This window comes from Streptomyces sp. NPDC014656 (assembly GCF_043084305.1).
GTDB lineage: Bacteria > Actinomycetota > Actinomycetes > Streptomycetales > Streptomycetaceae > Streptomyces.
This window is the reverse complement of sequence record NZ_JBIBZN010000001.1, coordinates 43,133-68,275: the sequence shown is the minus strand read 5'-3', so window position 1 is coordinate 68,275 and position 25,143 is coordinate 43,133. Positions and strand designations below refer to the sequence as shown.

The 25,143-nt window shown below is 73.0% G+C and carries 24 protein-coding genes; 10 read left to right on the top strand and 14 right to left on the bottom strand.

All coding sequences use genetic code 11. The features are described from left to right. Position 1: 1 nt before the first annotated feature. On the bottom strand, positions 2 to 1,339 hold the full coding sequence (gene allB / locus ACF1ED_RS00315) for an allantoinase AllB (RefSeq protein ID WP_391756124.1): 1,338 nt from the start codon (positions 1,337 to 1,339) through the stop codon (positions 2 to 4). Between the two features lie 326 nt (positions 1,340 to 1,665). Here allB and ACF1ED_RS00310 point away from each other — a divergent pair, with 326 nt between their 5' ends. Beyond that, positions 1,666 to 2,472: an IclR family transcriptional regulator gene (locus ACF1ED_RS00310; RefSeq protein ID WP_391756123.1), complete on the top strand. Its 807-nt coding sequence runs from the start codon at positions 1,666 to 1,668 to the stop codon at positions 2,470 to 2,472. 75 nt (positions 2,473 to 2,547) lie between these two features. On the opposite strand, the gene ACF1ED_RS00305 is transcribed toward ACF1ED_RS00310, so the two are convergent. After that, the gene (locus ACF1ED_RS00305; protein WP_391756122.1) at positions 2,548 to 3,228 is read right to left on the bottom strand and encodes an ABC transporter ATP-binding protein; all 681 of its coding nucleotides are present in this window, start codon (positions 3,226 to 3,228) and stop codon (positions 2,548 to 2,550) included. Continuing rightward, positions 3,225 to 4,301, bottom strand: coding sequence for an ABC transporter permease (locus ACF1ED_RS00300; protein WP_391756121.1), 1,077 nt, complete (start codon positions 4,299 to 4,301; stop codon positions 3,225 to 3,227). Before ACF1ED_RS00300 ends, ACF1ED_RS00305 begins: the two co-directional genes overlap by 4 nt. 112 nt (positions 4,302 to 4,413) lie before the next feature. Between ACF1ED_RS00300 and ACF1ED_RS00295 the strand changes: the two genes are divergently transcribed. Continuing rightward, positions 4,414 to 5,577, top strand: coding sequence for a sensor histidine kinase (locus ACF1ED_RS00295; RefSeq protein WP_391756120.1), 1,164 nt, complete (start codon positions 4,414 to 4,416; stop codon positions 5,575 to 5,577). Beyond that, complete coding sequence (locus ACF1ED_RS00290) at positions 5,574 to 6,212, top strand: response regulator (RefSeq protein WP_391756119.1); 639 nt, start codon at positions 5,574 to 5,576, stop codon at positions 6,210 to 6,212. The genes ACF1ED_RS00295 and ACF1ED_RS00290 overlap by 4 nt, the downstream gene beginning before the upstream one ends. Before the next feature lie 3 nt (positions 6,213 to 6,215). On the opposite strand, the gene ACF1ED_RS00285 is transcribed toward ACF1ED_RS00290, so the two are convergent. Then, a complete protein-coding gene (locus ACF1ED_RS00285; RefSeq protein ID WP_391756118.1) occupies positions 6,216 to 6,545 on the bottom strand; it encodes a DUF5955 family protein in 330 nt (109 codons plus the stop codon). A gap of 156 nt (positions 6,546 to 6,701) precedes the next feature. Between ACF1ED_RS00285 and ACF1ED_RS00280 the strand changes: the two genes are divergently transcribed. The 3 genes from ACF1ED_RS00280 (at position 6,702) to ACF1ED_RS00270 (ending at position 10,564) form a co-directional block, all read left to right on the top strand. Further along, positions 6,702 to 7,331 carry an NTP transferase domain-containing protein gene (locus ACF1ED_RS00280; protein WP_391756117.1) on the top strand — a complete coding sequence of 210 codons (630 nt, stop codon included), beginning with the start codon at positions 6,702 to 6,704 and terminating at the stop codon, positions 7,329 to 7,331. A gap of 255 nt (positions 7,332 to 7,586) precedes the next feature. After that, positions 7,587 to 9,218, top strand: a complete 1,632-nt coding sequence (aceB, locus tag ACF1ED_RS00275) for a malate synthase A (protein WP_391756116.1) — start codon at positions 7,587 to 7,589, stop codon at positions 9,216 to 9,218. Positions 9,219 to 9,418: 200 nt separating this feature from the next. Next, complete coding sequence (locus ACF1ED_RS00270; RefSeq protein WP_391756115.1) at positions 9,419 to 10,564, top strand: GDSL-type esterase/lipase family protein; 1,146 nt, start codon at positions 9,419 to 9,421, stop codon at positions 10,562 to 10,564. Here ACF1ED_RS00270 and ACF1ED_RS00265 read toward each other — a convergent pair. Together ACF1ED_RS00265 and ACF1ED_RS00260 are read right to left on the bottom strand one after the other, a co-directional pair. Then, positions 10,551 to 12,362, bottom strand: coding sequence for a hypothetical protein (locus ACF1ED_RS00265; protein ID WP_391756114.1), 1,812 nt, complete (start codon positions 12,360 to 12,362; stop codon positions 10,551 to 10,553). The two genes, ACF1ED_RS00270 and ACF1ED_RS00265, sit on opposite strands and share 14 nt — an antisense overlap. Before the next feature lie 58 nt (positions 12,363 to 12,420). After that, complete coding sequence (locus tag ACF1ED_RS00260) at positions 12,421 to 13,374, bottom strand: fibronectin type III domain-containing protein (protein WP_391756113.1); 954 nt, start codon at positions 13,372 to 13,374, stop codon at positions 12,421 to 12,423. Between the two features lie 134 nt (positions 13,375 to 13,508). Between ACF1ED_RS00260 and ACF1ED_RS00255 the strand changes: the two genes are divergently transcribed. Continuing rightward, complete coding sequence (locus ACF1ED_RS00255; RefSeq protein WP_391756112.1) at positions 13,509 to 14,108, top strand: hypothetical protein; 600 nt, start codon at positions 13,509 to 13,511, stop codon at positions 14,106 to 14,108. 77 nt (positions 14,109 to 14,185) lie between these two features. On the opposite strand, the gene ACF1ED_RS00250 is transcribed toward ACF1ED_RS00255, so the two are convergent. From ACF1ED_RS00250 to ACF1ED_RS00215, 8 genes are all read right to left on the bottom strand, one after another. After that, complete coding sequence (locus ACF1ED_RS00250) at positions 14,186 to 15,535, bottom strand: nucleobase:cation symporter-2 family protein (protein WP_391756785.1); 1,350 nt, start codon at positions 15,533 to 15,535, stop codon at positions 14,186 to 14,188. A gap of 390 nt (positions 15,536 to 15,925) precedes the next feature. After that, positions 15,926 to 17,317, bottom strand: coding sequence for an 8-oxoguanine deaminase (locus tag ACF1ED_RS00245; RefSeq protein ID WP_391756111.1), 1,392 nt, complete (start codon positions 17,315 to 17,317; stop codon positions 15,926 to 15,928). 45 nt (positions 17,318 to 17,362) lie between these two features. Beyond that, entirely contained in the window at positions 17,363 to 18,781 is a 1,419-nt protein-coding gene (locus ACF1ED_RS00240; RefSeq protein ID WP_391756110.1) for a nucleobase:cation symporter-2 family protein, read from the bottom strand. A 93-nt stretch (positions 18,782 to 18,874) separates the two neighbouring features. Beyond that, positions 18,875 to 19,798 carry a factor-independent urate hydroxylase gene (pucL, locus tag ACF1ED_RS00235; protein WP_391756109.1) on the bottom strand — a complete coding sequence of 308 codons (924 nt, stop codon included), beginning with the start codon at positions 19,796 to 19,798 and terminating at the stop codon, positions 18,875 to 18,877. A gap of 5 nt (positions 19,799 to 19,803) precedes the next feature. Next, the gene (gene uraH, locus ACF1ED_RS00230; RefSeq protein ID WP_351850158.1) at positions 19,804 to 20,211 is read right to left on the bottom strand and encodes a hydroxyisourate hydrolase; all 408 of its coding nucleotides are present in this window, start codon (positions 20,209 to 20,211) and stop codon (positions 19,804 to 19,806) included. Next, positions 20,208 to 20,723 carry a 2-oxo-4-hydroxy-4-carboxy-5-ureidoimidazoline decarboxylase gene (gene uraD, locus ACF1ED_RS00225; RefSeq protein ID WP_391756108.1) on the bottom strand — a complete coding sequence of 172 codons (516 nt, stop codon included), beginning with the start codon at positions 20,721 to 20,723 and terminating at the stop codon, positions 20,208 to 20,210. The genes uraH and uraD overlap by 4 nt, the downstream gene beginning before the upstream one ends. Before the next feature lie 155 nt (positions 20,724 to 20,878). Then, positions 20,879 to 21,199: a helix-turn-helix domain-containing protein gene (locus ACF1ED_RS00220; protein ID WP_391756784.1), complete on the bottom strand. Its 321-nt coding sequence runs from the start codon at positions 21,197 to 21,199 to the stop codon at positions 20,879 to 20,881. Between the two features lie 44 nt (positions 21,200 to 21,243). Next, on the bottom strand, positions 21,244 to 21,504 hold the full coding sequence (locus tag ACF1ED_RS00215; protein WP_351850168.1) for a hypothetical protein: 261 nt from the start codon (positions 21,502 to 21,504) through the stop codon (positions 21,244 to 21,246). Positions 21,505 to 21,646: 142 nt separating this feature from the next. On the opposite strand from ACF1ED_RS00215, the gene ACF1ED_RS00210 reads away from it, so the two are divergent. The 3 genes from ACF1ED_RS00210 to ACF1ED_RS00200 all read left to right on the top strand — a co-directional run bounded on the left by ACF1ED_RS00210 (position 21,647) and on the right by ACF1ED_RS00200 (position 25,066). After that, complete coding sequence (locus ACF1ED_RS00210; protein ID WP_391756107.1) at positions 21,647 to 22,480, top strand: TIM barrel protein; 834 nt, start codon at positions 21,647 to 21,649, stop codon at positions 22,478 to 22,480. A gap of 48 nt (positions 22,481 to 22,528) precedes the next feature. Further along, the gene (locus ACF1ED_RS00205; protein WP_391756106.1) at positions 22,529 to 23,419 is read left to right on the top strand and encodes a 2-hydroxy-3-oxopropionate reductase; all 891 of its coding nucleotides are present in this window, start codon (positions 22,529 to 22,531) and stop codon (positions 23,417 to 23,419) included. Between the two features lie 189 nt (positions 23,420 to 23,608). Continuing rightward, positions 23,609 to 25,066: a catalase gene (locus ACF1ED_RS00200; protein ID WP_391756105.1), complete on the top strand. Its 1,458-nt coding sequence runs from the start codon at positions 23,609 to 23,611 to the stop codon at positions 25,064 to 25,066. The last annotated feature ends 77 nt before the right edge of the window (positions 25,067 to 25,143 follow it).

Below are 25,143 nucleotides of genomic sequence, written 5' to 3'. Positions count from 1 at the left end.
GTCAGTTGTTCCTTTCGAGGAGGCGGCCGGAGGGCTCGGCCAGGGTGCCGCGGTCGTTGATCCGCTCGCCGCGCAGCCAGGTGGAGGTGACGACGCCGTGGAGGGTCTTGCCCGCGTAGGCGGTGATGCGGTTGCGGTGCTGGAGCTCGACCGGGTCGACGGTGAAGGTGGCCTCGGGGTCGACCACGGCGAAGTCGGCGTCGCGGCCGGCCTCGATGGCGCCCTTGCGGTCCAGGCCGGCGAGACGGGCGGGACCGGCGGACATCCAGCGCACCACGTCCTCCAGGGAGTGGCCCCGGCGGCGGGCCTCGGTCCAGATGGCGGGCAGGCCGAGCTGGAGGGAGGAGATCCCGCCCCAGGCGGAGGCGAAGTCCGGGGTCTTGAGGTCGGCGGTCGACGGCGAGTGGTCGGAGACGACGCAGTCGATGACGCCGTCGGCGAGGCCCTGCCAGAGGGCGTCCTGGTTGGCGGCCTCGCGGATCGGCGGGCAGCACTTGAACTCGGTGGCGCCGTCCGGGATCTCCTCGGCCGTGAGGGTGAGGAAGTGCGGGCAGGACTCGACGGTGATCTTCACGCCCTCGGCCTTCGCGGCGGCGATCAGCGGCAGCGCGTCGGAGGAGGACAGGTGGAGCACGTGGACGCGGGCGTCGAGCCGGCGGGCCTGGGCGATCAGGTTCTGGATGGCGGTGTTCTCGGCGTCCCGGGGCCGGGAGGCGAGGAAGTCGGCGTACGCGACCGAGGACTTCTGGGGGGCGGCGGCGAGGTGGTGGGGGTCCTCGGCGTGCACGATCATCAGCCCGTCGAAGCCGGCGATCTCGGCCAGGGAGCGGGCCAGCTGCTCCTGGTCCAGCTCGGGGAACTCCTCCACGCCCGACGGGGAGAGGAAGCACTTGAAGCCGTGGACGCCCGCGTCGTGCAGCGGGCGGAGGTCCTTGACGTTGTCCGGCAGCGCGCCGCCCCAGAAGCCCACGTCCACGTGCGCCTTCGCGCGGGCGACCTCCTGCTTGGTGCGCAGGTTCTCCACGGTCGTGGTCGGCGGCAGCGAGTTCAGCGGCATGTCGACGATGGTCGTGATGCCGCCGGCGGCGGCCGCGCGGGTGGCGGTCCAGAAGCCCTCCCACTCGGTCCGGCCCGGGTCGTTCACGTGCACGTGGGAGTCGACCAGTCCCGGCAGCACGACGTCGTCGCCGACGTCCTCCAGGACCGCCCCGGCCGGCACCTCGGCGTCGTGCGGCAGCACCGCCGTGATCGTCCCGCCCGCGACCGCGATGGCCGCCGGCCGCGTGCCCTCCGGGGTGATGACCCGTGTCGAGCGCAGTACCAGGTTGACGTCCACCATGCCCCTTCCCGTTCCGCTTCCACGAAGCAGAATTTCAACGAACTGTTGAAGGAGTCTGCGGCCGGGACGACACGTCGTCAAGGGCCCGCTCCGGCGGGGGGCACCCGAGGAACCCCGCTTAGACGTTTCCACAAAGTGGAATGCGAATTTCGTAGAGTAGAAGGTAGCTCCGCACAGGCGGGGCGGACCCGCCCCCCGCCGAGCAGCCGCCGACAACGGACAAACACCCCGCTGACCGGCCGGTACGCCGGGCCCCGCACACGGTGCCGGGCCCGGCGGCCCGGTAGGCTGCTGCCTTGCCCGCCTGCCCCGAAAGGACCGTTGACGTGCCGACGTCCAGCGCCAGCACCACCGACGCCGCCAAGCCCGCCGCGAGCGGTGGCGTCCAGTCCCTCGAGCGCGCCTTCGACCTCCTGGAACGGATGGCCGACGCGGGGGGCGAGGTCGGGCTGAGCGAGCTCTCCGCCAGCAGCGGACTGCCGCTGCCCACGATCCACCGCCTCATGCGCACGCTCGTCGCCTGCGGCTACGTCCGCCAGCAGCCGAACCGGCGGTACGCGCTCGGCCCCCGCCTCATCCGCCTCGGCGAGTCCGCCTCCCGCCTCCTCGGCACCTGGGCCCGCCCCTACCTCGCCCGGCTCGTCGAGGAGACCGGCGAGACGGCGAACATGGCGCTCCTCGACGGCGACGAGATCGTGTACGTCGCGCAGGTGCCGTCCAAGCACTCCATGCGCATGTTCACCGAGGTCGGCCGCCGGGTGCTGCCGCACTCCACCGGCGTCGGCAAGGCGCTCCTCGCGCACACGCCGGACGACGAGGTGCGCGCGCTGCTCTCCCGTACGGGGATGCCGGCCGCCACGGAGAAGACGATCACCACGGCGGACGGGTTCCTCGCGGCGCTCGCGGCGGTCCGTGAGACGGGGTACGCCGTCGACGACAACGAGCAGGAGATAGGGGTCCGCTGCCTCGCGGTGTCGGTCCCCGACTCCCCCACCGCGGCGGCCATCTCCATCTCCGGCCCGGCCGGACGGGTCACCGAGGCGGCCACGGAGAAGATCGTCCCCATCCTCCAGCAGGTGGCCCAGGAACTCTCCACGGCCCTCACGACGACCACCCTCAACGGCCAGGCGTGACCCCCGGGCCGCCCCCGCCGTCCCCGCGGGCACGCGTCCCGCGGGGCGGGACGGGCGGGCACGGGGGCCGCGGGGTCAGACCGGGGCCGGGACGGTCAGACGGCCGTCCCTGACCGTGGCCGTCCGGTCGGCGGCGGCGAGGTGCGCCCGGTCGTGGGTGACGAGCACCGTCGCCGTGCCGCGCGCGCGGGTGAGCTCCGCGAGGAGCGCGACGACCGCCTCCCCCCGCTCGTGGTCCAGCGCGCTCGTCGGCTCGTCGACCAGCAGCACCGCCGGCTCGTTCATCAGCGCCCGCGCGATGTTGACGCGCTGCCGCTGGCCGCCGGACAGCTGGTGCGGCCGGCGCCCGGCCCGGTCCGCCAGGCCCACCGCGTCGAGCAGGTCCATGGCCCGGTCCCGTACCGACGCCGGCGGACGCCCGGACAGGTGCGCCATGACCTGGAGCTGTTCGACCGCCGTCAGCGAGGGCAGCAGGTTGGGCTGCTGGAAGACGATCCCGATCGACGACCGCCGCAGCGCGGCCCGGCCGGCCGCGTCGAGCCCCGCCGTGTCCGTCCCGGCGACGACGACCCGCCCCCGGTCGGGGGTGACCAGGGTCGCGGCGACGGCGAGCAGACTGGACTTGCCGGAGCCGGAGGGCCCGACGACGGCCGTCACGCGGCCGGGCGGGACGGTGAGGGAGACCGCGTCGAGCGCGGTGAGCCGCCCGTCGCCGTCCGGGTAGGTCAGGGTCACGGCATCGAGTTCGAGGCTCATCGGACGCTCCCGAGCGCGGTGAGGGGGTCGACGGCGGTGATCCGCCGGATGGAGAGCGCGGAGCCGACGGCGCCGAGCACGATGATCACGCCGGCCGGACCGAGCACCGTCAGCGGCGAGAGCACGAAGGGCACGTCGCCGCCGCTGACGAGCGCGCCGATGCCGAGCGCGAGCCCGGTGCCGAGCAGCGTCCCGGCGACCAGCATCAGCACGGCCTGTCCGAGCGCGTCGCGCAGCAGGTAGGCCGTGGAGGCGCCGAGCGCCTTGAGGACGGCGACGTCGCCGCTGCGCTGGATGGTCCAGACGGTGAAGAACGCTCCTATGACGAGCGCGGAGATCACGAAGAGGAAGCCGCGCATGAGCTGGAGCGAGCCGTTCTCGGCCTGGTAGGACCCTATGGCGGTGAGGGCGCCGTCGACGGTCCGCGCCTCGGTGCCGGCGGCCGCGTCGCCCGCCGCCCAGTCGACGCCGTCGCCGCGCAGCGCGAGCACCGTCGCCCGCTCCTCCGTCGTGGTGCCGCCCTGACCGAGCCGCTGCCAGTCGTCGAGGGAGGTCCACACGACGGGCGTGTGGCTGTACGAGGCGTCGCCGGCGACCGCCGAGACCCGCACCTCCAGCGGCCCGAGCCGGACGGTGTCGCCGGCGCGCGCGTCGAGTTCCCCGGCGGCGGACCCGGACAGCACCGCCCGGCCGGGGGCGACCGGGGCGGGCGCGAGGCCGTCGCCCGGCTCCGTGCCGAAGACGGAGACGGCGGCCGTCCGGTCGCCCGCGACCGCGTCGAGGGTGCGGATGCCGAGCGGCGCCGCCCCGGTCACGCCGGGTTGCCGCGCCCAGGCGGTCCACTGCCTCTCGGTCACCGTCGAGTCGGTGAACGAGACCGACCGCCCGGCCGGCGGGGCGGCGAAGGCGACGCGGTCGGCGGGCAGGCCGGTGATCGCGGAGACGTTCTCCCGCGCGAGTCCGGCCGTCAGCCCGGAAAGGAGCCCCACGAGCAGGGTGATCAGCACGATCACCGTGCCCATGAGGGCGAACCGCCCCTTGGCGAATCTCAGGTCTCTCCATGCCACGAACATGGGACCGAGCCTGCCGCCCCGCCCCCCGCGCGGGCATCGCGCCACGGATGGCTCCTCAATCAAACTTTCGATGGAGCCGGTCCCCGCGCGCCCTGTCTACGCTGGTGGGGACATGGATCCCCGCACGCTGACCCCCGCCCTGCGCGTCCTGCGCCTCTGCCTCCACCTCCTCATGACGGGGCTGCTCGTGCTGGCCGCGGTCCGCGCCCGCTCCACCGCGGGGGCGGTCGCCGCGACCGTGACGGGCGCGGTCTACGCGGCGGGGGCCCTGCTCCCCTCCGTGCGGGCCTCGCAGCGGGCCGCCGCCGGGTGGCTCGCGGTGCTCGCGCTGTCCTGGCTGGCCCTGCTGTGGGCGACGCCGGAGGCGCTGTGGCTCGCCTTCCCGCTGTACTTCCTCCAGCTGCACCTGCTGCCGGCCCGCTGGTCGCTGCCGGCGGTCGCGCTGACGGCGGGCGCGGCGATCCTCTCGTACGTGGGCCACGGCGCCGCCCCGAACCCGGGGGTCTTCATCGGGCCGCTGCTCGGCGCCGCCGTGGCCGTGGCGACCGTCCTCGGCTACCAGGCGCTGTACCGGGAGAGCGAGCGGCGGCGGCGGCTGATCGAGGAGCTGATCGCCACCCGGGCCGAGCTGGCGGCGGCGGAGCGGCACGCGGGGACGCTGGCCGAGCGGGAGCGGCTGGCCCGGGAGATCCACGACACGCTCGCCCAGGGGCTGTCGTCGATCCAGCTGCTGCTGCGGGCGGCCGAGCGGGCACTGCCCGCGGGTTCGCCGGCGGCCGGGCACATCGACCGGGCGCGGCGGGCGGCGCAGGACAACCTGGCGGAGGCGCGCCGCTTCGTGCGGGCGCTGACGCCGCCGGACCTGGAGCACGGCTCGCTGGCGGCGGCGCTGGAGCGGCTGTGCGAGCCGGGCGCGGGGCCTCGGGTGCGGTTCTCGGTCAGCGGGACGCCGGTGGAGCTGCCGACGCCGTACGAGGTGGCGCTGCTGCGGATCGCGCAGTCGGCGCTGGGGAACACGGTGCGGCACGCGGGGGCGGCGCGGGCGGAGATCACCCTGTCGTTCATGGAGGACGCGGTGGCGCTGGACGTGGTGGACGACGGGAAGGGCTTCGATCCGGAGGGGACGCGCCCCTCCGGCGACGGCGGTGGGTTCGGGCTGCCGGCGATGCGTTCGCGGGCCGAATCGCTGGGCGGCACGTTCGCGGTCGAGTCGGCGCCCGGGCAGGGCGCGGCCGTCGCGGTCACCCTGCCGCTGCCCGCGGGAGGTGCCCGGTGACGGCGCTCCCGGCGATCCGGCTGCTGCTCGCCGACGACCATCCGGTGGTACGGGCCGGGCTGCGCGCGGTGCTCGACACCGAGCCGGACTTCACGGTGGTGGGCGAGGCGGCGTCGGCGGAGCGCGCGGTGGAGCTGGCGGCGGCCGGGGGCGTCGACGTGGTCCTGATGGACCTCCAGTTCGGCGCGGGGATGCACGGTTCGGAGGCGACGGCGGCGATCACGGCCGTACCGGGCGGCCCGCGGGTGCTGGTGCTGACGACGTACGACACGGACGCGGACATCCTGGCGGCGGTGGAGGCCGGCGCCGTGGGCTACCTGCTGAAGGACGCGCCGCCGGAGGAGCTGGCGGCCGCGGTGCGGACGGCGGCGGCCGGGCAGTCGGCGCTGGCCCCGGCGGTGGCGCACCGGCTGATGGACCGGATGCGGACCCCGGCGCAGGCGCTGACCAAGCGGGAGCTGGAGGTGCTCCAGCTGGTCGGCGAGGGCCTGTCGAACCAGCAGATCAGCAAGGTCCTCTTCCTCAGCCAGGCGACGGTGAAGTCCCATCTGGTGCACGTCTTCGCCAAGCTGGGCGTGGACTCGCGGACGGCGGCGGTGGCGGCGGCCCGCGAGCGGCGCCTGATCCGGCGCTGATCCTCAGGACCCGGGCGGCTGCGGCGGTACGGCGGGGCCGAAGAGCTCGACCGCGTGGCGGACGCCCGTCAGCGCCTCGGACAGGGCGCTCACCGAGCCGAGCGAGCCGGCGACCAGGAGCAGGCTGCGGCGCAGCCGCCACACCTCGGGGGCTCCGCTGACCGCCATCGCGTCGAGCGCGGCGAGTTCGTCCTCGGCGACCTCCCGGTCGGCGAGGTCCACCCGGTGTCCGGCCAGTTCGCGCCGGAGCCGGGACACGGCGGACCGCAGTCCGGTCACCCTCGGGTCCACTGCCTCGCCGGCCACTCGCCTCTGCCCCACGCTCCGCAACACGGTCCCCCGCTCCGAGACGTCCGCTCCCCTGGCCCCGGGCGGTGGTCAGGCGCCCTGAGTGGGGGTCAGTTAACCCCCCGGCCGCCCGGCGGGGAAGAGTCCGTGCCGCGCATTCATGCGACCGTGTCATTCCGTGTCGTGCGGTATGCAGTCCCCATGACGAAGACAGCCTCACCCTCCCCTTCCTCCTCTCCGCTCGTCGCCGGGCTGCTGCTCGCCGCCGGCGGCGGGCGCCGGCTCGGCGGGCGCCCGAAGGCCCTCCTGCCGTACCGGGGCCGGCCGCTGGTCGAGCACGCGGTGCGGGTGCTGCGCGAGGGCGGCTGCGCGGTGGTGCACGTGGTGCTGGGCGCCTCGGCGGAGCTCGTACGGGAGCGGGCCGAGCTGCCGGGGTGCGTGGTGGTGGAGAACCCGGAGTGGGCCGGCGGGATGGGCTCCTCGCTGCGGGTGGGGCTCGCCTCGCTGGCGGCGGATCCGCGCGGGGTGGACGCGGCGCTGGTGTCGCTGGTGGACCAGCCGGGGATCGGGGCGGCGGCGGTGGCCCGGGTGCGGGGGGCGTACGGCGCGCGGGACGCGCTGGCGGCGGCCTCGTACGACGGGAGGCGGGGGCATCCGGTGCTGTTCGGGGCGGACCGCTGGGCGGGGATCGCGGCGGGCGCGGAGGGCGACCGGGGGGCGCGGGAGTACCTGGCGGCGCACCGGGCGGCGGTCGCGCTGGTGGAGTGCGGGGACGTGGCCGAGCCCTTCGACATCGACACGGAGGCGGACCTGTACCGGCTGGAGGGGTGAGACCGCCCGGTTGCGGGCACCTGGAGTGAGGGGGCTGGCACCGGGAGCCACGTTCTGTCGACCCGAAGAATCTCGACATCAACAAACGATTGAACTTCCACCATGAGGAAACTAATATCCACTGCGTAGAAGCGCCTGAGCCCCTGCGAGGGCGCTCGCGGCCGTATCTCGGCACCCGCGGCACTCCGTGCCGTCCGTGACGCCCGGCGGCCGCCTGGTACCGCACGCGTAGTCCGCTGAAGGAAGTGACAGTTCATGTCCGCACCAGCGCCGTCCCCCCTGGTCGTCGTCGACGCCGAGCCCCTGCCGCGCCAGGAGGAGGTGCTGACGGAGGCGGCCCTCGCCTTCGTCGCCGAGCTCCACCGCCGGTTCACCCCGCGCCGCGACGAGCTGCTCGCCCGCCGCGCGGAGCGCCGCGCCGAGATCGCCCGCACCTCCACCCTCGACTTCCTGCCGGAGACCGCGGCGATCCGCGCCGACGACTCGTGGAAGGTCGCGCCGGCCCCGGCGGCCCTGAACGACCGCCGCGTCGAGATCACCGGTCCGACCGACCGGAAGATGACGATCAACGCGCTGAACTCGGGTGCCCGGGTGTGGCTCGCGGACTTCGAGGACGCCTCGGCCCCCACCTGGGAGAACGTGGTCCTCGGCCAGGTCAACCTGATCGACGCCTACACCCGGAACATCGACTTCACGGACCCGCGCTCGGGCAAGTCGTACGCCCTCAAGCCCGCCGACGAGCTCGCCACGGTCGTCATGCGGCCGCGCGGCTGGCACCTGGAGGAGCGTCACCTCACCTTCGAGGGCCGCCCGGTGCCCGGCGCGCTCGTCGACTTCGGCCTGTACTTCTTCCACAACGCGCAGCGCCTGATCGACCTCGGCAAGGGCCCGTACTTCTACCTGCCGAAGACCGAGTCGCACCTGGAGGCCCGCCTCTGGAACGACGTCTTCGTCTTCGCCCAGGACTACGTCGGCATCCCGCAGGGCACCGTCCGCGCCACGGTCCTCATCGAGACCATCACGGCCGCGTACGAGATGGAGGAGATCCTCTACGAGCTCCGCGACCACGCCGCCGGTCTCAACGCGGGCCGCTGGGACTACCTCTTCTCCATCGTCAAGAACTTCCGTGACGGCGGAGCGAAGTTCGTCCTCCCGGACCGCAACGCGGTCACGATGACGGCCCCGTTCATGCGCGCCTACACCGAACTCCTCGTCCGCACCTGCCACAAGCGCGGCGCGCACGCGATCGGCGGCATGGCGGCCTTCATCCCGTCCCGCAAGGACGCCGAGGTCAACAAGGTCGCGTTCGAGAAGGTCAAGGCCGACAAGGACCGCGAGGCCGGCGACGGCTTCGACGGCTCCTGGGTCGCCCACCCCGACCTGGTCCCGATCGCCATGGCCTCCTTCGACGCCGTCCTCGGCGACCGGCCGAACCAGAAGGACCGGCTGCGCGAGGACGTCTCCGTGGCCCCCGGCGACCTCATCGCCATCGACTCGCTCGACGCCAAGCCCACCTACGCGGGCCTGGTCAGCGCGGTGCAGGTCGGCATCCGCTACATCGAGGCGTGGCTGCGCGGCCTCGGCGCCGTCGCCATCTTCAACCTCATGGAGGACGCCGCCACCGCCGAGATCTCCCGCTCGCAGATCTGGCAGTGGATCAACGCCGGTGTCGAGTTCGAGCACGCCGGAGAAACGGTGAAGGCCACCCCCGAGCTGGCCCGCGCGGTCGCCGCCGAGGAGCTCGCCGCCATCCGCGCCGAGATCGGCGAGGAGGCCTTCGCCGCCGGCAAGTGGCAGCAGGCGCACGACCTCCTCCTCCACGTCTCCCTCGACGCGGACTACGCGGACTTCCTCACCCTCCCCGCGTACGAGCAGCTGGTCGGCTGAGACCGCCACGCCCCGCCCGTACGGGCCCCGTCCCCGGTGAACGCACAGCTCCGGGGGGCGGGGCCTGTCGCGTCACAGGGGACGTGACGGAACCGAGATACGCAGCTACCTAGCGGTAATAAGTCGGCGCGTGCGAGATTCCGCCATGCCACCGGCCGGCGGCCGTCCCCCACGTCACCGCGTACCGCAGGAGCACAGCCATGCCCTCGACCCCCCACCGCGCGCTCCGCGCACTCCTGGCACTGTGTACCGCCGCCGGACTCGCCTCCGTCGCCGCCCCGCCGGCCGCCGCCTCCCCCGGCACCGGCCCCACCGCCGTCGTCGCGATGGGCGACAGCTACATCTCCGGCGAGGCCGGCCGCTGGCTCGGCAACGGCCTCACGAACTCCGGCAGCCGCGACGGCACGGACCGCGCCTGGACCGGCAGCGGCTACGACCCCTCCCGGGTGTACGGCTCCACCGCCGGCGGCTGCCACCGCTCCGACGTCTCCGAGGTGCGCAGCGCCGGGCCGATCGCGAGCTCCCTGATCAACCTGGCCTGCTCCGGGGCGACCACCGAGAACGTCTTCCGCGCCTCGCAGGGCGGCCGGGCGTACAAGGGCGAGGCCCCGCAGGCCGACCGGCTGGCCGCCGTCGCCGCCTCCCACGACGTGGAGCTGATCGCGCTCTCCGTCGGCGGCAACGACCTCGGCTTCGCCGACATCATCACCACCTGCGCCACCGACTACCTCGTCTGGTACTCCTACTGCCACGACGACCAGCAGGCCGAGGTCGACGCCCGGATCGACGCCGTGATGGCCTCCGTCGGCAAGGCCGTCGACGAGGTCCGGGCGGTGATGGCCGGCGCGGGCTACGCGGCCTCCGACTACCGGATCGTGCTCCAGTCCTACCCGTCGCCGCTCCCCCGCGCGGCCGAGAACCGCTACTCCGAGAGCGGCTGGTCCCGGACGAACACGGGCGGCTGCCCGTTCTGGAACAAGGACTCCGACTGGGCGCGGGACTCCCTCGTCCCCCAGCTCTCCGGCCGGCTGCGGCAGGTCGCGGTGGCGAAGGGCGCGCAGTTCCTGGACCTGCGGGACGCGCTCCAGGGCCGCGAGGTGTGCGCGAGGGCGAGCCGTCAGGCGACCGCCGCGCTGCCGCCCTCGGGCGCGACGAGCGAGTGGGCGCGGTGGATCGACAGCCAGAGCACCCAGGGCCTCGTCCAGGAGTCCATGCACCCCAACGCCTACGGACAGCAGGCGCTCGGGCGCTGTCTCGCGCTGATCCGGGACGTCCCGTCGGGCAACCGGTCCTGCCGGAACACGGCGGGCGCGGGCCCCTCGGGGATGTACCTCACGGCAGGCTGATGCCGAGGGGGCCGAGGACCCGGGCGGCGCCGTGCGGGTCGGCCCCGGCCATCGCCCTGACCAGGGCGGCCGAGCCGCCCGGCCAGTCGGCGGCGGCGGCGTCGAAGGCGGCCCGCCGGGACTCCAGCGGTCCCTTCTTGCCGGGCAGCCGGTCGAGGACGAGCAGGGCGCGGGCCGACACCGGCACCTGGACCGGGTCGGCCTCCTCGCCGCGCGCCCGGAGCGCGTGCAGGGCGTAGGCGCCGGTCACCGGGTCGCGCAGGGCCTCGCGGAGGGCGCCGGGCGGGGCGGCGGCGGTGTCCAGGAGCCCGAACAGGGCGCGCACGTCGGCTCCTTCGGAGGCGTGGGCGTGGACGGTGCCGAGCGCGGCCAGCAGCTCCGACCAGGCTTCGGCGGTGTCCCCGCGCGCGTGCAGCCAGTCGGCCAGCGCGTGCGCGGCGGGCGCCTGCGGCCAGCGCGCGGCGGCGGCCACCAGTTCCGGGGCGGACCAGGCCGCCGCCTCGGCGGCGGTGGGCGCGGCGACCCCGCGCACCCGGAGGAGGTAGCGGACGGTGGCGGCGCCGCGCGGGGTCAGCCCGAAGGCGTCCCCGGCGCGCAGGACCAGGCCGGTGGCGGCGAGCCGGTCGGCGACGGCGGCGAGTTCGCGGGCCGGTCCCTCCAGGCGGGCCCGGTCGTCCTCGCCGAGGCCGGCGGAGCCGAGCAGTCGCACGAGTTCGGGCACGGGCGGGGTGACGTAGGCGCCGGTGACGCCCTCCGGCACGGTCACCGGGACGTCCTCCAGGGCCGGGTCGACGGTCCAGTCCTCGTACTCGGCGGCGCGGCGGGCGATCGAGTCGGCGGCGCAGCCGCGCTGGTAGAGCGCGTACAGCAGGTGCGGCGCCTCGCCGCCGTACGGCTCGTACTCCTCCTCGGCCAGTTCCTCGACGGCGGCGAGCAGGGCGTCGGCGTCCCGCTCGGCGTCCCCTGCCCCGGCGCTCCCGGCCCCGGCGGCCCGGAGCGGCGGGACGGCGATGCCGGGGTCGCCGTGGTAGTCCATGTGCTCGTCGAGGAGGGCGTCGGCGAGGACGAGGTGGGGGAAGTCGTCGGGGCCGGGCGCGAAGCGGGCGTACGCGCCGGTGAGCTGCTCGGCGAGGCCGGCGGCGGTCCAGCGGTCGAGGAGCGCGGCGGCGACCCGGCCGACGCCGGCGGCGACGGCGTGGTCGCCGAGGAGCGGGCCCGCGGCGGGCGGCTCCTCGGCGTCGCGGACGTAGGCGCGGGCGACGGCCTCGGCGAGCACGGTGTCGGCGAGCGCGGTCCGTCCCATGAGGTCGGCCCGCAGCACCCCGTCGGGCAGCGGCGCGCCGTCGAGGGCGCCGATCCGCCGCCGGACGTCCTCGGCGTCGCCGAGGTCGGTCCCCATGGTCCGCAGCAGCGAGGCGTACCAGCGGTACCAGGTGAGGTTGCCCGGATCGCCCATGGCCCGCTCGAAGTCCCCGGCGCTCTCGCCGACGACGGCGGCGACCCGCTCGCGCAGCCCTCCGCCGAAGCACCCCGCGAGCGCCTCCACCACGGCCGGGTAGGCCGCCAGCTCCCCCGGCGCCACGTGGACGAACGCTGGCAGGTCCTCCACGAGCAGCCGGCGCACGAGCGCGGGCTCCGGCTCGGGCATCCCGCTCTTCCGGTCGGCCCCGCGCAGCGCCAGCAGCCCCAGCACCACCTCGGCGGCCCGCCGGAAGGCGGGGTCCCGGGTCTCGGCCCCGCCGTCGAGGCGCGCGAGGAACTGGTCCAGCCCGGTATTGGTGAGAACGGTCTCGGCCACGGTTCCAGGGTAGTTCGGGGGTGCCGGGAACGGCCTGAGGGACACCCCGGGCGGGGGTTCAGCGCACCACGACCGTGCGGGGCGCGGAGAAGTCGCCCCAGGTGCCGTCGGGGAGGCGGGCCCGGAGGGTGAGGGTGAGGCGGGTGCCGGGTTCCGCCTGGGCCGGGAAGGTGTAGGCGGCGCGGCCGGGGGGCGGGGCGGTGCCCCAGACGACGGTGGTGGCGAAGCGGCCGTCGATGTGGAGTTCGTGGTGGGTGACGGGGGCTCCGGTCTCGGGCGGGGTCCAGGTGAGGGTGATCTCGCCGTGGGCGGATTCGGCCCGCAGGGCGAGCGGGGAGGTGTTGGGGGGCGCGCCGGGGGCGGGGGCGGTGGTGAGCTCGGCCGGCGGGCTGTCCGGGGAGGAGTTCTCGGCGGCGTCGCGGGCGCGGAGGGTGAGCGAGTAGGCGGTGCCGGGGCGCAGGCCGGTGAGGCGGGCGGTGGTGGCGGTGCCGGGGGCGGTGTGGACGCGGACGCCGGCCTGGTAGACGTCGTAGGCGGTGACGCGGGTGTCGTCGCGGGCGGCGGTCCAGGTGAGGGCGGCGGCGCCGGGGCCGTCGGGGGTGGCGCGCAGGGTGCGGGGGGCGGTGGGGGGTTCGCGGTCCTCGGCGGTGGCGCGGAGGGTGGTCGCGGGGACGGCGGGGGTGGCGGGCGAGGTGTTGCCGGCGGCGTCGCGGGCGCGGACGGCGAAGGTGTGGCGGGTGCCGGGGGCGAGGCCGGTGACGTCGGTCATGACGGTGGTGGCGGGGACCTCCTTGACCTGGCGGCCGTCCTGGAGGACCTGGTAGCCGGTGACGGCGCGGTCGTCGGCGGCGGCCTCCCACATGACGTGGACGGTGGTGGCGCTGCCGGAGGCGGCGGTGAGGCCGGTGGGGGCGGCGGGCGGGGTGGTGTCCGGGGGTTCGGCACGCTCGCAGGCACTGAGCGCCAGTACGGCCAACAGGCTTGCGGCGAGCGGGCGTTGGGGGCGTCGCACGGGCCGGCCTCCATCTCCGTCGGAAAGGTCCAGACCTATATGGCACGCGGAGGGAGCGGTTCGCAAGAGGGCGTTGTCGGTGGGGCGTGCTCCACTGGGATCGTTACTCTCCGTAGTCGATTCTTGGGGGGATCATGACGGACCGTTCGCTGTACGTGTCGTCGGCCGGGGTGCGGCGGCGCGGCTGGACCGACGCGATGATGCGGGAGCTGCTGGGGCTTCCGGACGTGCAGGGGCGCGACCCGCGCCGGTACACGCTCGCGCCGCTGCGGCTGTACCTGCTGGCGCGGGTGGAGGCGGTGGAGCGGACGCCGGAGTTCACGGCGGCCTCCTCCGCCCTGGTGGAGCGGCGCGGGAGCGCCGCCGTCGGGGTGCTCGCCGAGGGGCGGCGGGCCGCCGTGCTCGCGGCGATCCGGGCCGAGCCGATCCTGGTGCCGCGGCTGCCCGCGGCCGAGCTGGAGCGGCGGGCGGCCCGCCACCGGCACCTGCTGACCGCCCGCGGCCCGGGCGGGCGGGGCGCGCCGGCGCCGGCCGGCTCGCTCGTGCGCTGGCAGGTGGGCTATCTGCGGCAGGCGCTGGTCCGGTACGAGACGCTGCTCGACGGGCTGTACGGCGACGCCGGCCGCCGCGAGGCCGAGCGGCTGCTGCGGCGCAGGCTGTACGAGGCGATCGCCGCCGCCTATCCGGCGCTGGCCCGCGAGTGCGCCCGGCGGATCGCGCTGGAGTGGCGGTGAGGGCGCCGGAGACGACGACGCCCCGGGCCCCGCGCGGTGCGCGGGGCCCGGGGCGGGCGGGACGGGTGCGGCGGGTCCTAGTGGACGGGGGCCGCCTTGGCGCCGCGGGTCTCCGAGATCTCGTCGCCCGGCTCCATCGGCGCGGTCACCTCGTCGTCGTCCGCGCGGCGGCCGAAGTGGTTGAAGACCACGTTGAGCAGGACGGCGGCGACACAGCCGGTGGAGATGCCGGAGTCCAGGATGATCTGGGCGGTCTCCGGGAAGGCGTGGTAGAAGTCCGGCTTGGTGATCGGGATGATGCCGACCGCGATCGAGACGGCCACGATGAGGACGTTGTTGTCCTTCTCCAGGCCGGCCTTGACCAGGGTCTGGATGCCGCTGGCCGCGACCGAGCCGAAGAGGACGACACCGGCGCCGCCGAGGACCGGGCGGGGCACGACCGAGATCAGCGAGGCCATCACCGGCGACAGGCCCATCAGGACCAGCAGGCCGCCGCCGCAGGCGACGACGAAGCGGCTGCGGATCCGGGTCATGGCGACCAGGCCGACGTTCTGCGCGAAGGCGCTGCACATGAAGCCGTTGAAGAGCGGGCTGATCGCCGAGCCGAGGGTGTCGGCGCGCAGGCCGGCCGCGATGGTCTTCTCGTCCGCGGGCCGCTCGACGATCTCGCCCAGCGCCAGCATGTCGGCGGTGGACTCGGTCATCGAGACCAGCATGACCACGCACATCGAGATGATCGCGGCGAGGGCGAACTGCGGGGCGCCGAAGTGGAAGGGGTTCGGGAAGCCGACGATGTCCGCCTCGGTCACCGGGGAGAAGTCGGTGACCCCGAAGGGTATGGCTATCAGGGTGCCGAGGACCAGGCCGACGAGGACCGCGATCTGCTTGAGGAAGCCGCGGGTGAAGCGGCGCAGCAGCAGGACGACGGCGAGGGTGACGGCGGCCAGCGCGAGGAACTTGCCCGAACCGTAGTCCTCCGCCGCCGGATTGGGCCCCTGGGCCCAGCCGAAGGCGACCGGCAGCAGCGAGATGCCGATGAGGGTGATCACGGTGCCGGTGACCACCGGCGGGAAGAACCGCACCAGCCGGGAGAACCACGGCGCGGCCAGGAAGCCGAGGAGACCGGCGACGATGATCGCGCCGAAGATGATCGGCAGGGCGTCGGCCTTGTCCTCCGTCGTGTCGACGATGGCGAGCATCGGGGCCACGCCCGCGAAGGTGACGCCGTTGACGAAGGGGAGCTTGGCGCCGATCTTCCAGACGCCGAGCGTCTGGAGGAAGGTCGCGAGACCGGCGGTGAAGAGGCTCGCGCCGGTCAGGAAGGTGAGTTCGGTGCCGGAGAGGCCGACGGCCGCTCCGACGATCAGGGGCGGGGCCACCACGCCCGCGTACATCGCGGCCACGTGCTGGAGGCCGCTGGTGAACATCTTCAGTGGGGGCAGGGTCTCGTCGACCGGATGCTTGGTCCGGCCTTCCGGGGCGGTGCCTGCGTCTTGTGCATTGCGAACCTGGGGCTCGTCGGCCACGGCGGTTCCTCCGGTCGGGTACACGTCGGCGGTGACGCGGGTGTCAGGGAGGTGGTGCGATGCGGTGCGAAGTGCAGGAGGTGCGGCTCGGAACGGGGTGGTGCGGTGCGCCGGAGGAAGGGGTGCGGCGCGGGGGCGGGGCGCCCGGTGGGGGTGCGGGCGCGCCTCGCCGTCCCGGGGGCGCCGTACGACTGGGCGTACGGCGCCTCCGGTCGGGCTGCCGCGGACCCCGCTCGGGTCCGCGGCGACCGGTCGAGGGCCGTCCCCCTCGACCGGACTCCGGGGGGAGGGTCAGGCCTGGGCCGCGATGCGGGCCAGGCGCTGCGCCTCCGCGCGCGCGTCACGCGCGATCTGCTCCTCGTCGGCGAAGAGCAGTCGGTCGTTCTCGACGATCTGCTTGCCGTTGACGAAGGAGGCGGTGACCGGGGCCGCCGCGCCGAAGACGATGGCGGTGACCGGGTCGGCGATGGAGGAGTGGCCGAGGCCGTCGATCTTCCAGAGGACGAAGTCGGCGAGCTTGCCGGCCTCCAGGGAGCCGATGTTGTCGGCGCGGCCGAGGACCTGCGCGCCGCCGTAGGTGCCGAGGCGCAGGGCCTGGCGGGCGTTGAGCGCGGCCTCGCGGTGGGCGCCGAGGCGGTTGACGAGCAGGGCGTTGCGCAGCTCGGTGTGGAGCTCGCCGGACTCGTTGGAGGCGGTGCCGTCGACGCCGAGGCCGACCGGGACGCCCGCCTTCAGCATGTCGGGGACGCGGGCGATGCCGGCGGCGAGACGGGCGTTGGACGACGGACAGTGGGCGACGCCGGTCTTCGTGCGGGCGAAGGCGGCGATGTCGGAGTCGTTCATGTGGACGCAGTGCGCCATCCACACGTCCTCGCCGAGGAAGCCGGTCGACTCGAAGTAGTCGGTCGGGCCCATGCCGAAGAGCTCGTGGCAGAACTTCTCCTCCTCCACGGTCTCCGAGCCGTGGGTGTGCATGCGCACGCCGAGGCGGCGGCCGAGGGCGGCGCCCTCGCGGAGCAGCTCGGTGGAGATGGAGAAGGGCGAGCAGGGGGCGACGGCGACCTGCGTCATCGAGTCGAAGGAGGCGTCGTGGTGCTTCTTCACCGTCTCCTCGGTCGCGGCGAGCGCGCCCTCGGTGGTCTCGACGGCGAAGTCCGGCGGCAGGCCGCCGTCCTTCTCGCTGCGGTCCATGGAGCCGCGGGCCAGCGTGAAGCGCACGCCCATGTCGGAGGCGGCGCCGATGATGGCGCCGGACAGGTCGCCGGAGCCCTTGGGGAAGACGTAGTGGTGGTCCATGGCGGTGGTGACGCCGCCGCGGGCCATCATGGCGAGCGAGCCCTGGGCGGCGACGCGGACCATCGACTCGTCGATCCGCGCCCAGGTGGGGTAGAGCGCGACCAGCCAGTCGAAGAGGTTGTGGTCGGTCGCGAGGCCGCGGGTGATCCACTGGTAGAAGTGGTGGTGGGTGTTGACCAGGCCGGGCGTGATCAGGTGGCCGGAGGCGTCGATCCGCCGGACCACGTTCTCCAGGTTCTCGGGGGCCTTGCCGGCGCCGAGGGACTCGATCCTGTTGTCGGCGACGACGAGGTGGCCGGAGGCGTACTCGGTGTCGTTCGCGTCGACGGTGGCGATCGCCGCGTTCTCGATGACGATGCGCCGGGGGGCTGCCGAAGGTGCTGCCATGGCGGTTCCTTCATTCCTCATGGGTGGGGTGGGCACGGCAGGACCCTAGGAGGATTTGAGTGCCGGGACCGTCTGACGGCTCCGGGTGCCGAGGTGATGGAAGAACAGGTTCAGCAGGACGGCGACGAGCGCGCCCGCGCTGATGCCGGAGCCGAGCACGGTCTGCGCCCAGGCGGGGAAGCCGGCGTAGAAGGTGGGCGCGGCGAGCGGGATGATGCCCGCTCCGAGCGCGACGGCCACCAGGATGATGTTGGAGCTGTCGTCGAGCCCGGCCTCGGAGAGGGTCCGGATGCCGCTGACCGCGATGGAGCCGAAGAGGACGATGCCGGCGCCGCCGAGGACGGGCATCGGGACCATGGAGACGACCGCCCCGAGCACCGGGAAGGCGCCGAGCACCAGGAGGGCGCCGCCGGCGACGGCGACCACGTAGCGGGAGCGGACCCGGGTGAGCGAGACGACGCCGACGTTCTGCGCGAAGGCGGAGGTCGGGAAGCCGCCGAAGACGGGGCCGAGCAGGGTGGCGATGCCGTCGGTGCGCAGGCCCCGGGTGATGGTCCTCCCGTCGCTGGGGCGCTCGCAGATCTCGCCGAGGGCGAGCATCCCGGCGCTGGACTCGGTCATGAGGACCAGCATCACGATGCACAGGGAGAGGATCGCGGCGGGCTGGAACTCGGGGGCGCCGAAGGCGAAGGGGGAGGGCAGGGCGGCGACGGGCGCCTCGCGCAGGGCGGAGAAGTCCGCCATGCCGAAGGGGATCGCGGCGAGGGTGCCGATGAGCAGGCCGAGGAGGAGCGCGACCTGCTTGACGAAGCCGCGGCCGAAGCGCTGGAAGAGCAGGACGACGACCAGGGTGAAGCCGGCGAGGGCGAGGTACTTCATGGCGCCGAAGTCGGCGGCGGTCTTGTCTCCGCCCTGGGCCCAGCTGACGGGCACGGGCATCAGGGTGACGCCGATCAGGGTGATGACGACGCCGGTGACGAGTGGCGGGAAGAAGCGCAGGAGCCGGCCGAAGAAGGGGCCGACGGCGAGGCAGAAGACGCCGGCGACCATGACCGCGCCGTAGATGGCGGGGAGCTGGTGGCCGGGGGCGCTCGTCTCGGCGATGGCCAGCATGGGGGCGATGCCCGCGGAGGAGGCGGCGTTGACGAACGGGAGCCGGTTGCCGGCGAAGTTCCGCACGCCGAGGGTCTGCAGGATCGTGGCGAGACCGGCGATCAGGAGGCTGGCGGCGATGAGCCGGGTCATCCCGGCGGCGTCCAGGCCGACGGCCTGACCGATGATGAGCGGAGGGGTGACGACGCCTGCGTACATGGCGGCGATGTGCTGGAGCGCCGCGGGGACGAGCCGCGAGGCGGGGAGTTTCTCGTCCACCGGATGGCAGGCGGCCTGGGACGGGGCCGCGGTGGACGACGGGGCGGAACACGGGCCTTCGGCGGGTGCCGGCCCCTTTGCGGGCAGTGCCATGCTGGGTTCCCTCCGGTCTGGTGCCGGGTCCCCGCCCGACTGCGGGCGGGCGGGGACCGGGTCACTCAGTGCCGCTCAGAGATGTGGTGCCACTCAGAGATTGGTCATGTCGACCGGGATGAGCGCCTCGGCGCCGTCACGCAGGACCGTGGCCTCGATGAGGCCGTACATGCGGTCCGCGGCGTAGTAGACCTCGTTGTCGTTCTTCAGCCCGAAGGGCTCGAGGTCGACCAGGAAGTGGTGCTTGTTCGGGAGCGAGAAGCGGACCTCGTCGATCTCCGCGCGGTGGTTGATGATCCGCGTGGCCATCTGGTAAAGGGTCTGCTGGAGGGAGTACGAGTACGTCTCCGCGAAGGCCTCCAGCATGTGGCGCCGGGTCTGCTCGTAGGACCGCTCCCAGTTGGGCATGCGCTGCTCGTCGTCGGTCCAGTTGAACCGCCAGCGGCCGGACACCTGGGTGGCCAGGATGCGGTCGTACGCCTCCTGGAGGGTGGTGTACTGGTCCTTGATGTAGCCCCAGAACTCCGAGTTGGTGGAGTTCATGACGACGAGGTCCTTGAGGCCGGAGATGACCTCCCACTTCGCGCCGTCGTAGGTGATCTGGGTGACCCGGGTCTCCTGGCCCTTGCGGGCGAAGGAGTGGTTGACCTCGTCGGAGCCTATGAACTTGGAGTTGGCGTCCGAGGAGGCGATGCGCTCCCAGGAGTACTCCTCGATCCGGATGCGGGCCCGCTTGATCGGCTCCTGGCTCGTCACGAAGTGGCGGGCGAGGTGGATGCCGAACTGCTCGGCGGACTCGATGCCGTACTCCTTGGCGAACGCGAAGACGGTGTTCTTCGTCGTGTCGGTGGGGAGGCAGTGGGCGTTGGAGCCGGTGAGGTGGACGTCGCTGAGGTCGCCGGAGAGGGCGACGGAGACGTTCAGGTCCTTGATGTGGTGGGTGGCGCCGTCCCGCGTGATCTTGACGACGCGGTTCTCTGCTTTGCCGTACTGGTTCTGGCCGAGAATCGTGGGCATGTCTGCTAGCTCCCTCGGTAAACGGAGTAGCCGAACGGGTTGAGCAGCAGCGGTACGTGGTAGTGCTGGCCCGGGACGACGGCGAACGTGATCGCCACCTCCGGGAAGAAAGCACCGGCCGTACCGCTGTCCCGATTCGCGGGGGCGTCCTGCTGCGCCTCGGCTTGCTGGTTCTGCTTGCTCAGGAAGTACGCCTCGGTCTCGAAGTCGAGGCGCACGTGGGTGGTGCCGACCGGCAGGGCCGGCAGGTCCTTGCACCGTCCGTCGGCGTCGGTGGCCGAGCCGCCGAGCGTGACCCAGGCGGCGTCGGAGCCGGCGCGGGCGGCGAGCGTGATCGCCACGCCCTCCGCGGGACGTCCGATGCTGGTGTCCAGGATGTGGGTGGACACCGAGGCCGTGGTGTCGGTGCTCATGCGGCGCTCTCTTCCTCTGCGAGACGGGTGAGCCGGATGCGGTTGATCTTGCCCAGTTCGGTGCGGACGATCTCGCGCTCCCGCTCGGGCGTGTTGCCGATCCGGTCCCGGACCGCGTCGCGCATCTGCTCGCCGGTCCTGCCGGTGGCGCAGATGAGGAACACGTGGCCGAACTTCTCCTGGTAGGCCAGGTTCAGTTCGAGCATCTCGGCCTTGAGTTCGGCGGAGGAGCCGGCCATCCCGCTCTGCTCGCGGGTGGAGGTGGCGTCCCCTTCCTTCGGGCGACCGATCGGCGGGTGGCCCGCCATCGCCTCGGCCAGGTCCTCGGCGGTCAGCTCGGCCATGGCGGCGTCGCTGGCGAGGAAGAGGGCTTCGGCGGTGGTGTACGGGCGCTGGGCGAGGATCTTGCTCCCCCACGCCGAACTGGTGCACACCTCGTGGAGCGCGGCGAGAGCCTCGCTGTCCGCCGAGGTGTTGAACCGGGCGAGGCCCGGTGTCGTACCTGAAGTCACGGGAAGCCTCCGTGGCTGTTTTTCGCTGTGCGTCGGACGGGCTGCGGATAGCTAACGCCCTCGGCAACACGACGTCAACACTTTGTTGAAAACTCGGTGACACAAAAGCCGTCGTCCCGACATCCGGACGACGGCCTGTGGCAACTCTTGATCAACTACGCGTTCTTGGCGGCGTTTTCCCTGTTCAGGTAGTTGTAGACGGTGAAGCGGCTGACACCCAGTGCCCCCGCCACCGTCTCCACTCCATGACGCACGGAGAAGGCGCCGCGCGCCTCCAGGAGCCGCACGACCTCCTGCTTGGCCTTGCGGTCGAGCGCGGACAGCGGCATCCCGTGCCGCCGCTCCATCGCCGCGAGGATGTGGTCCAGGGAGTCCGACAGCTGCGGCAGCCGGACGGCGAGGACGTCCTCGCCCTCCCAGGACAGGACGACGTCGTCGGCCGCGGCCTGCGCCGGCTCCAGCACTTCCGCGCCCATCGCGTCGACCAGCGGCTTCACCGCCGCCGCCAAGGGGTGTTCGGTCACTTCGCGTCCTCCCCGCCCTCACCGATCACGTTGACCTGGAGCGAGACCCGGGTGGCACCGGCGTCGAGCGCCTTGCGCAGCAGCTCGTCGACGGCGGTGAGGACGGCGTCGGCGCCGCCTTCCGCGGTGTTGCCGAAGGGGCCGACGTCGACGGCGTCCAGTTCGGCCGACTGGATGACCTCACGGGCCACGACCGCGTGCGCCGGCGCCTCGTCGAGGTCGAACGGCTCGGTCGTGAACTCCACTCTCAAACGCACCATGCCCCCACGCTACGGCCCCGGACCAGGGCCTGGGGAGTCCCGGAGTCGCGGGGAGCTCTTGACAAGCGACGCCACGGACTTGCAACATTCCGTCAGACAGAAAATTACTTCCGCAATACGGAAGGAGCGCCTGCCCCTCATGGGATACACCGACCAGCGCTTCGATGTGAACCTGTCGATCCTCTTCACGGAACTCCCGCTCTTGGAGCGCCCCGCGGCCGCCGCCGCGGCCGGCTTCACCGCGGTCGAGCTGTGGTGGCCCTGGATCGACACCGCCACCCCCGAGCAGAGCGAGCTCGACGCCCTCAAGAAGGCTCTTGAGGACGCCGGCACCCAGCTGGTGGGCCTGAACTTCTACGCCGGACAGCTCCCCGGCCCGGACCGCGGCGCGGTCTCGGTCCCGGGCGAGGAGTCCGACCGCTTCAAGGCCAACATCGACATCGCCGCGGACTTCGCCGCCTCGGTCGGCTGCAAGGCGCTCAACGCGCTCTACGGCAACCGCGTCGAGGGCGTGGACCCGGAGGTCCAGGACGCCCTCGCCCTGGAGAACCTGGTCCTGGCCGCCCGCGCCGCCGACCGCGTCGGCGCGATCCTGCTGATCGAGACCCTGAACGAGCCGGAGTCGCCGCTCTACCCGCTGGTGAGCGCCCCCTCCGCGATCGAGGTCGTCGACAAGGTGAACGAGGCCACCGGGCTCGGCAACGCCAAGTTCCTCCTCGACATCTACCACCTGGCCATGAACGGCGAGGACGTCAGCGCCGTCATCGCCGAGTACGCGGCGAAGACCGGCCACGTCCAGATCGCGGACATGCCGGGCCGCGGCGCCCCGGGCACCGGCGAACTGCCGCTGGAGCAGCTGCTCGACGAGCTGAGGAAGGCCGGTTACGACGGCTGGGTCGGCCTGGAGTACAAGGCCGCCGACGCCGCCGCGTCCTTCGAATGGCTCGCCGCAGAGGCCCGCCCGGCCCGCTGACGCAGGCCCCCTCCCCCGTACGACCTTGCTTTGAGAGGCACCCTCACCATGAGCACTCTTCCGAAGATCGCGTGGATCGGCCTCGGCATCATGGGCTCCCCCATGTCCGAGAACCTGATCAAGGCCGGCTACTCCGTCACCGGCTTCACCCTGGAGCAGGACAAGCTGGAGCGCCTGGCCGCCGCCGGCGGCACCGCGGCCGGCTCGATCGCCGAGGCCGTCAAGGACGCCGACGTGATCATCACGATGGTGCCCGCCTCCCCGCAGGTCGAGGCCATCTCCTACGGCCCCGAGGGCATCCTGGAGAACGCCAGGCGGGGCGCGCTGATCATCGACATGTCGTCGATCACCCCGCAGACCTCGGTCGACCTGGCCAAGAACGCCGAGGAGAAGGGCATCCGCGTCATCGACGCGCCCGTCTCCGGCGGCGAGGCCGGCGCCATCGAGGCCGTGCTCTCCATCATGGTCGGCGGCGAGCAGGCCGACTTCGACGAGGCCCTCCCGATCCTGGAGGCCCTCGGCAAGGTCATCGTGCTCTGCGGCCCGCACGGCTCCGGCCAGACGGTCAAGGCGGCCAACCAGCTCATCGTCGCCGTGAACATCCAGGCGTGCGCCGAGGCCGTGGTCTTCCTGGAGAAGTCCGGCGTGAACCTCCAGGCCGCTCTCGACGTCCTCAACGGCGGTCTGGCCGGCTCGACCGTGCTGACCCGCAAGAAGGACAACTTCCTGAACCGGGACTTCAAGCCCGGCTTCCGGATCGACCTGCACCACAAGGACATGGGCATCGTGACCGACGCCGCCCGCAACGTCGGCGCGGCCCTCCCGGTCGGCGCCGTGGTCGCCCAGCTCGTCGCCTCGCTGCGCGCGCAGGGTGACGGCGGCCTGGACCACTCGGCCCTGCTCCGCGCCGTCGAGCGTCTCTCCGGCGCGCAGGTCTGACCTGCCGCCCCGCCTCGGCGGGGCCCCAGATTTCCGGTCGGCGGCGGTGCTGACACCTGTCCTGTCGCGCCCAGGCGCCGCCGCCGACCGGAACACCACACTTCAATTTCAACAAACTGTTGACGCCGCGTTCTGAGCGAACCTACGCTCCACGGCATCGTCAGCAGCATCATGTAGGGAAAGGCCACCATGTCGAAGCGCGTGCTTACGACCGAGTCCGGCGCCCCCGTCGCCGACAACCAGAACTCCGCCACCGCCGGCGTCGGTGGCCCCCTCCTCCTCCAGGACCAGCACCTGCTGGAGAAGCTCGCGCGCTTCAACCGTGAGCGGATCCCGGAGCGCGTGGTGCACGCCCGCGGCTCCGGCGCGTACGGCTACTTCGAGGTGACCGACGACGTCACCGGCTTCACCAAGGCCGACTTCCTCTCCGAGGTGGGCAAGAAGACGGAGCTCTTCATCCGCTTCTCCACCGTGGCCGACTCGCTGGGCGGCGCGGACGCGGTCCGCGACCCGCGCGGCTTCGCGGTGAAGTTCTACACCGCCGAGGGCAACTACGACCTCGTCGGCAACAACACCCCGGTGTTCTTCATCAAGGACCCGATCAAGTTCCCCGACTTCATCCACTCCCAGAAGCGCGACCCCTTCACGGGCAAGCAGGAGCCGGACAACGTCTGGGACTTCTGGGCGCACGCCCCCGAGGCCACCCACCAGATCACCTGGCTCATGGGCGACCGCGGCATCCCGGCCTCGTACCGTCACATGAACGGCTACGGCTCGCACACCTACCAGTGGACCAACGAGGCGGGCGAGGCCTTCTTCGTCAAGTACCACTTCAAGACGAACCAGGGCATCCGCTCCCTCTCCGCCGACCAGGCCGCCGAGCTCGTCGGCAAGGACGCCAACTCGCACCAGACCGACCTGCTCCAGGCCATCGAGCGCGGCGTCACCCCCTCCTGGACCCTGTACGTGCAGGTCATGCCGGCCGCCGAGGCCGCCGAGTACCGCTTCAACCCGTTCGACCTCACCAAGGTGTGGCCGCACGCCGACTACCCGCTCCAGCGCGTGGGCCGCATGGTCCTCGACCGGAACCCGGACAACGTCTTCGCCGAGGTCGAGCAGGCCGCGTTCTCCCCGAACAACTTCGTGCCGGGCATCGGTCCCTCGCCGGACAAGATGCTCCAGGGCCGCCTCTTCGCCTACGCGGACGCCCACCGCTACCGCCTCGGCGTCAACCACACCCAGCTCCCGGTGAACGCCCCCAAGGCGACCGTCGCCGAGAACTACGGCCGGGACGGCGCCATGGCCACCCGCAACGGCTCGCGGTACGACAAGAACTACGAGCCCAACTCCTACCAGGGCCCGGCCCAGACCGACACGCCGCTCTCCGCGCCGCTCGCGATCCACGGCTGGACCGGCACCCACGCGGCCCCGCAGCACACCAAGGACGACGACTTCTTCCAGGCCGGCGAGCTGTACCGCCTGATGTCGGAGGAGGAGAAGAGCCGTCTGATCGCCAACATCGCCGGCGGTCTCTCCCAGGTGTCCCGCGAGGACGTCATCGAGAAGAACCTCGCCCACTTCGCCGCGGCCGACGCCGAGTACGGCAAGCGGGTCGAGGAGGCGGTCCGCGCCCTGCGCGAGGACTAGTCGTCTCGGATTCCCAGACCGCGTACGGCATCTGACGGGAGGTCAATGCCGTACGCCGTCCGGAACACCGGCCCGGA

Bases quoted from the DNA above. Each gene is read 5' to 3' on its own strand.
- allB (WP_391756124.1), bottom strand. From the start codon at position 1,339: ATGGTGGACGTCAACCTGGTACTGCGCTCGACACGGGTCATCACCCCG.
- ACF1ED_RS00305 (WP_391756122.1), bottom strand. From the start codon at position 3,228: ATGAGCCTCGAACTCGATGCCGTGACCCTGACCTACCCGGACGGCGAC.
- ACF1ED_RS00300 (WP_391756121.1), bottom strand. From the start codon at position 4,301: ATGTTCGTGGCATGGAGAGACCTGAGATTCGCCAAGGGGCGGTTCGCC.
- ACF1ED_RS00295 (WP_391756120.1), top strand. From the start codon at position 4,414: ATGGATCCCCGCACGCTGACCCCCGCCCTGCGCGTCCTGCGCCTCTGC.
- ACF1ED_RS00280 (WP_391756117.1), top strand. From the start codon at position 6,702: ATGACGAAGACAGCCTCACCCTCCCCTTCCTCCTCTCCGCTCGTCGCC.
- aceB (WP_391756116.1), top strand. From the start codon at position 7,587: ATGTCCGCACCAGCGCCGTCCCCCCTGGTCGTCGTCGACGCCGAGCCC.
- ACF1ED_RS00270 (WP_391756115.1), top strand. From the start codon at position 9,419: ATGCCCTCGACCCCCCACCGCGCGCTCCGCGCACTCCTGGCACTGTGT.
- ACF1ED_RS00255 (WP_391756112.1), top strand. From the start codon at position 13,509: ATGACGGACCGTTCGCTGTACGTGTCGTCGGCCGGGGTGCGGCGGCGC.
- ACF1ED_RS00250 (WP_391756785.1), bottom strand. From the start codon at position 15,535: ATGTTCACCAGCGGCCTCCAGCACGTGGCCGCGATGTACGCGGGCGTG.
- ACF1ED_RS00245 (WP_391756111.1), bottom strand. From the start codon at position 17,317: ATGGCAGCACCTTCGGCAGCCCCCCGGCGCATCGTCATCGAGAACGCG.
- ACF1ED_RS00240 (WP_391756110.1), bottom strand. From the start codon at position 18,781: ATGGCACTGCCCGCAAAGGGGCCGGCACCCGCCGAAGGCCCGTGTTCC.
- pucL (WP_391756109.1), bottom strand. From the start codon at position 19,798: ATGCCCACGATTCTCGGCCAGAACCAGTACGGCAAAGCAGAGAACCGC.
- uraH (WP_351850158.1), bottom strand. From the start codon at position 20,211: ATGAGCACCGACACCACGGCCTCGGTGTCCACCCACATCCTGGACACC.
- ACF1ED_RS00220 (WP_391756784.1), bottom strand. From the start codon at position 21,199: ATGGGCGCGGAAGTGCTGGAGCCGGCGCAGGCCGCGGCCGACGACGTC.
- ACF1ED_RS00210 (WP_391756107.1), top strand. From the start codon at position 21,647: ATGGGATACACCGACCAGCGCTTCGATGTGAACCTGTCGATCCTCTTC.
- ACF1ED_RS00205 (WP_391756106.1), top strand. From the start codon at position 22,529: ATGAGCACTCTTCCGAAGATCGCGTGGATCGGCCTCGGCATCATGGGC.
- ACF1ED_RS00200 (WP_391756105.1), top strand. From the start codon at position 23,609: ATGTCGAAGCGCGTGCTTACGACCGAGTCCGGCGCCCCCGTCGCCGAC.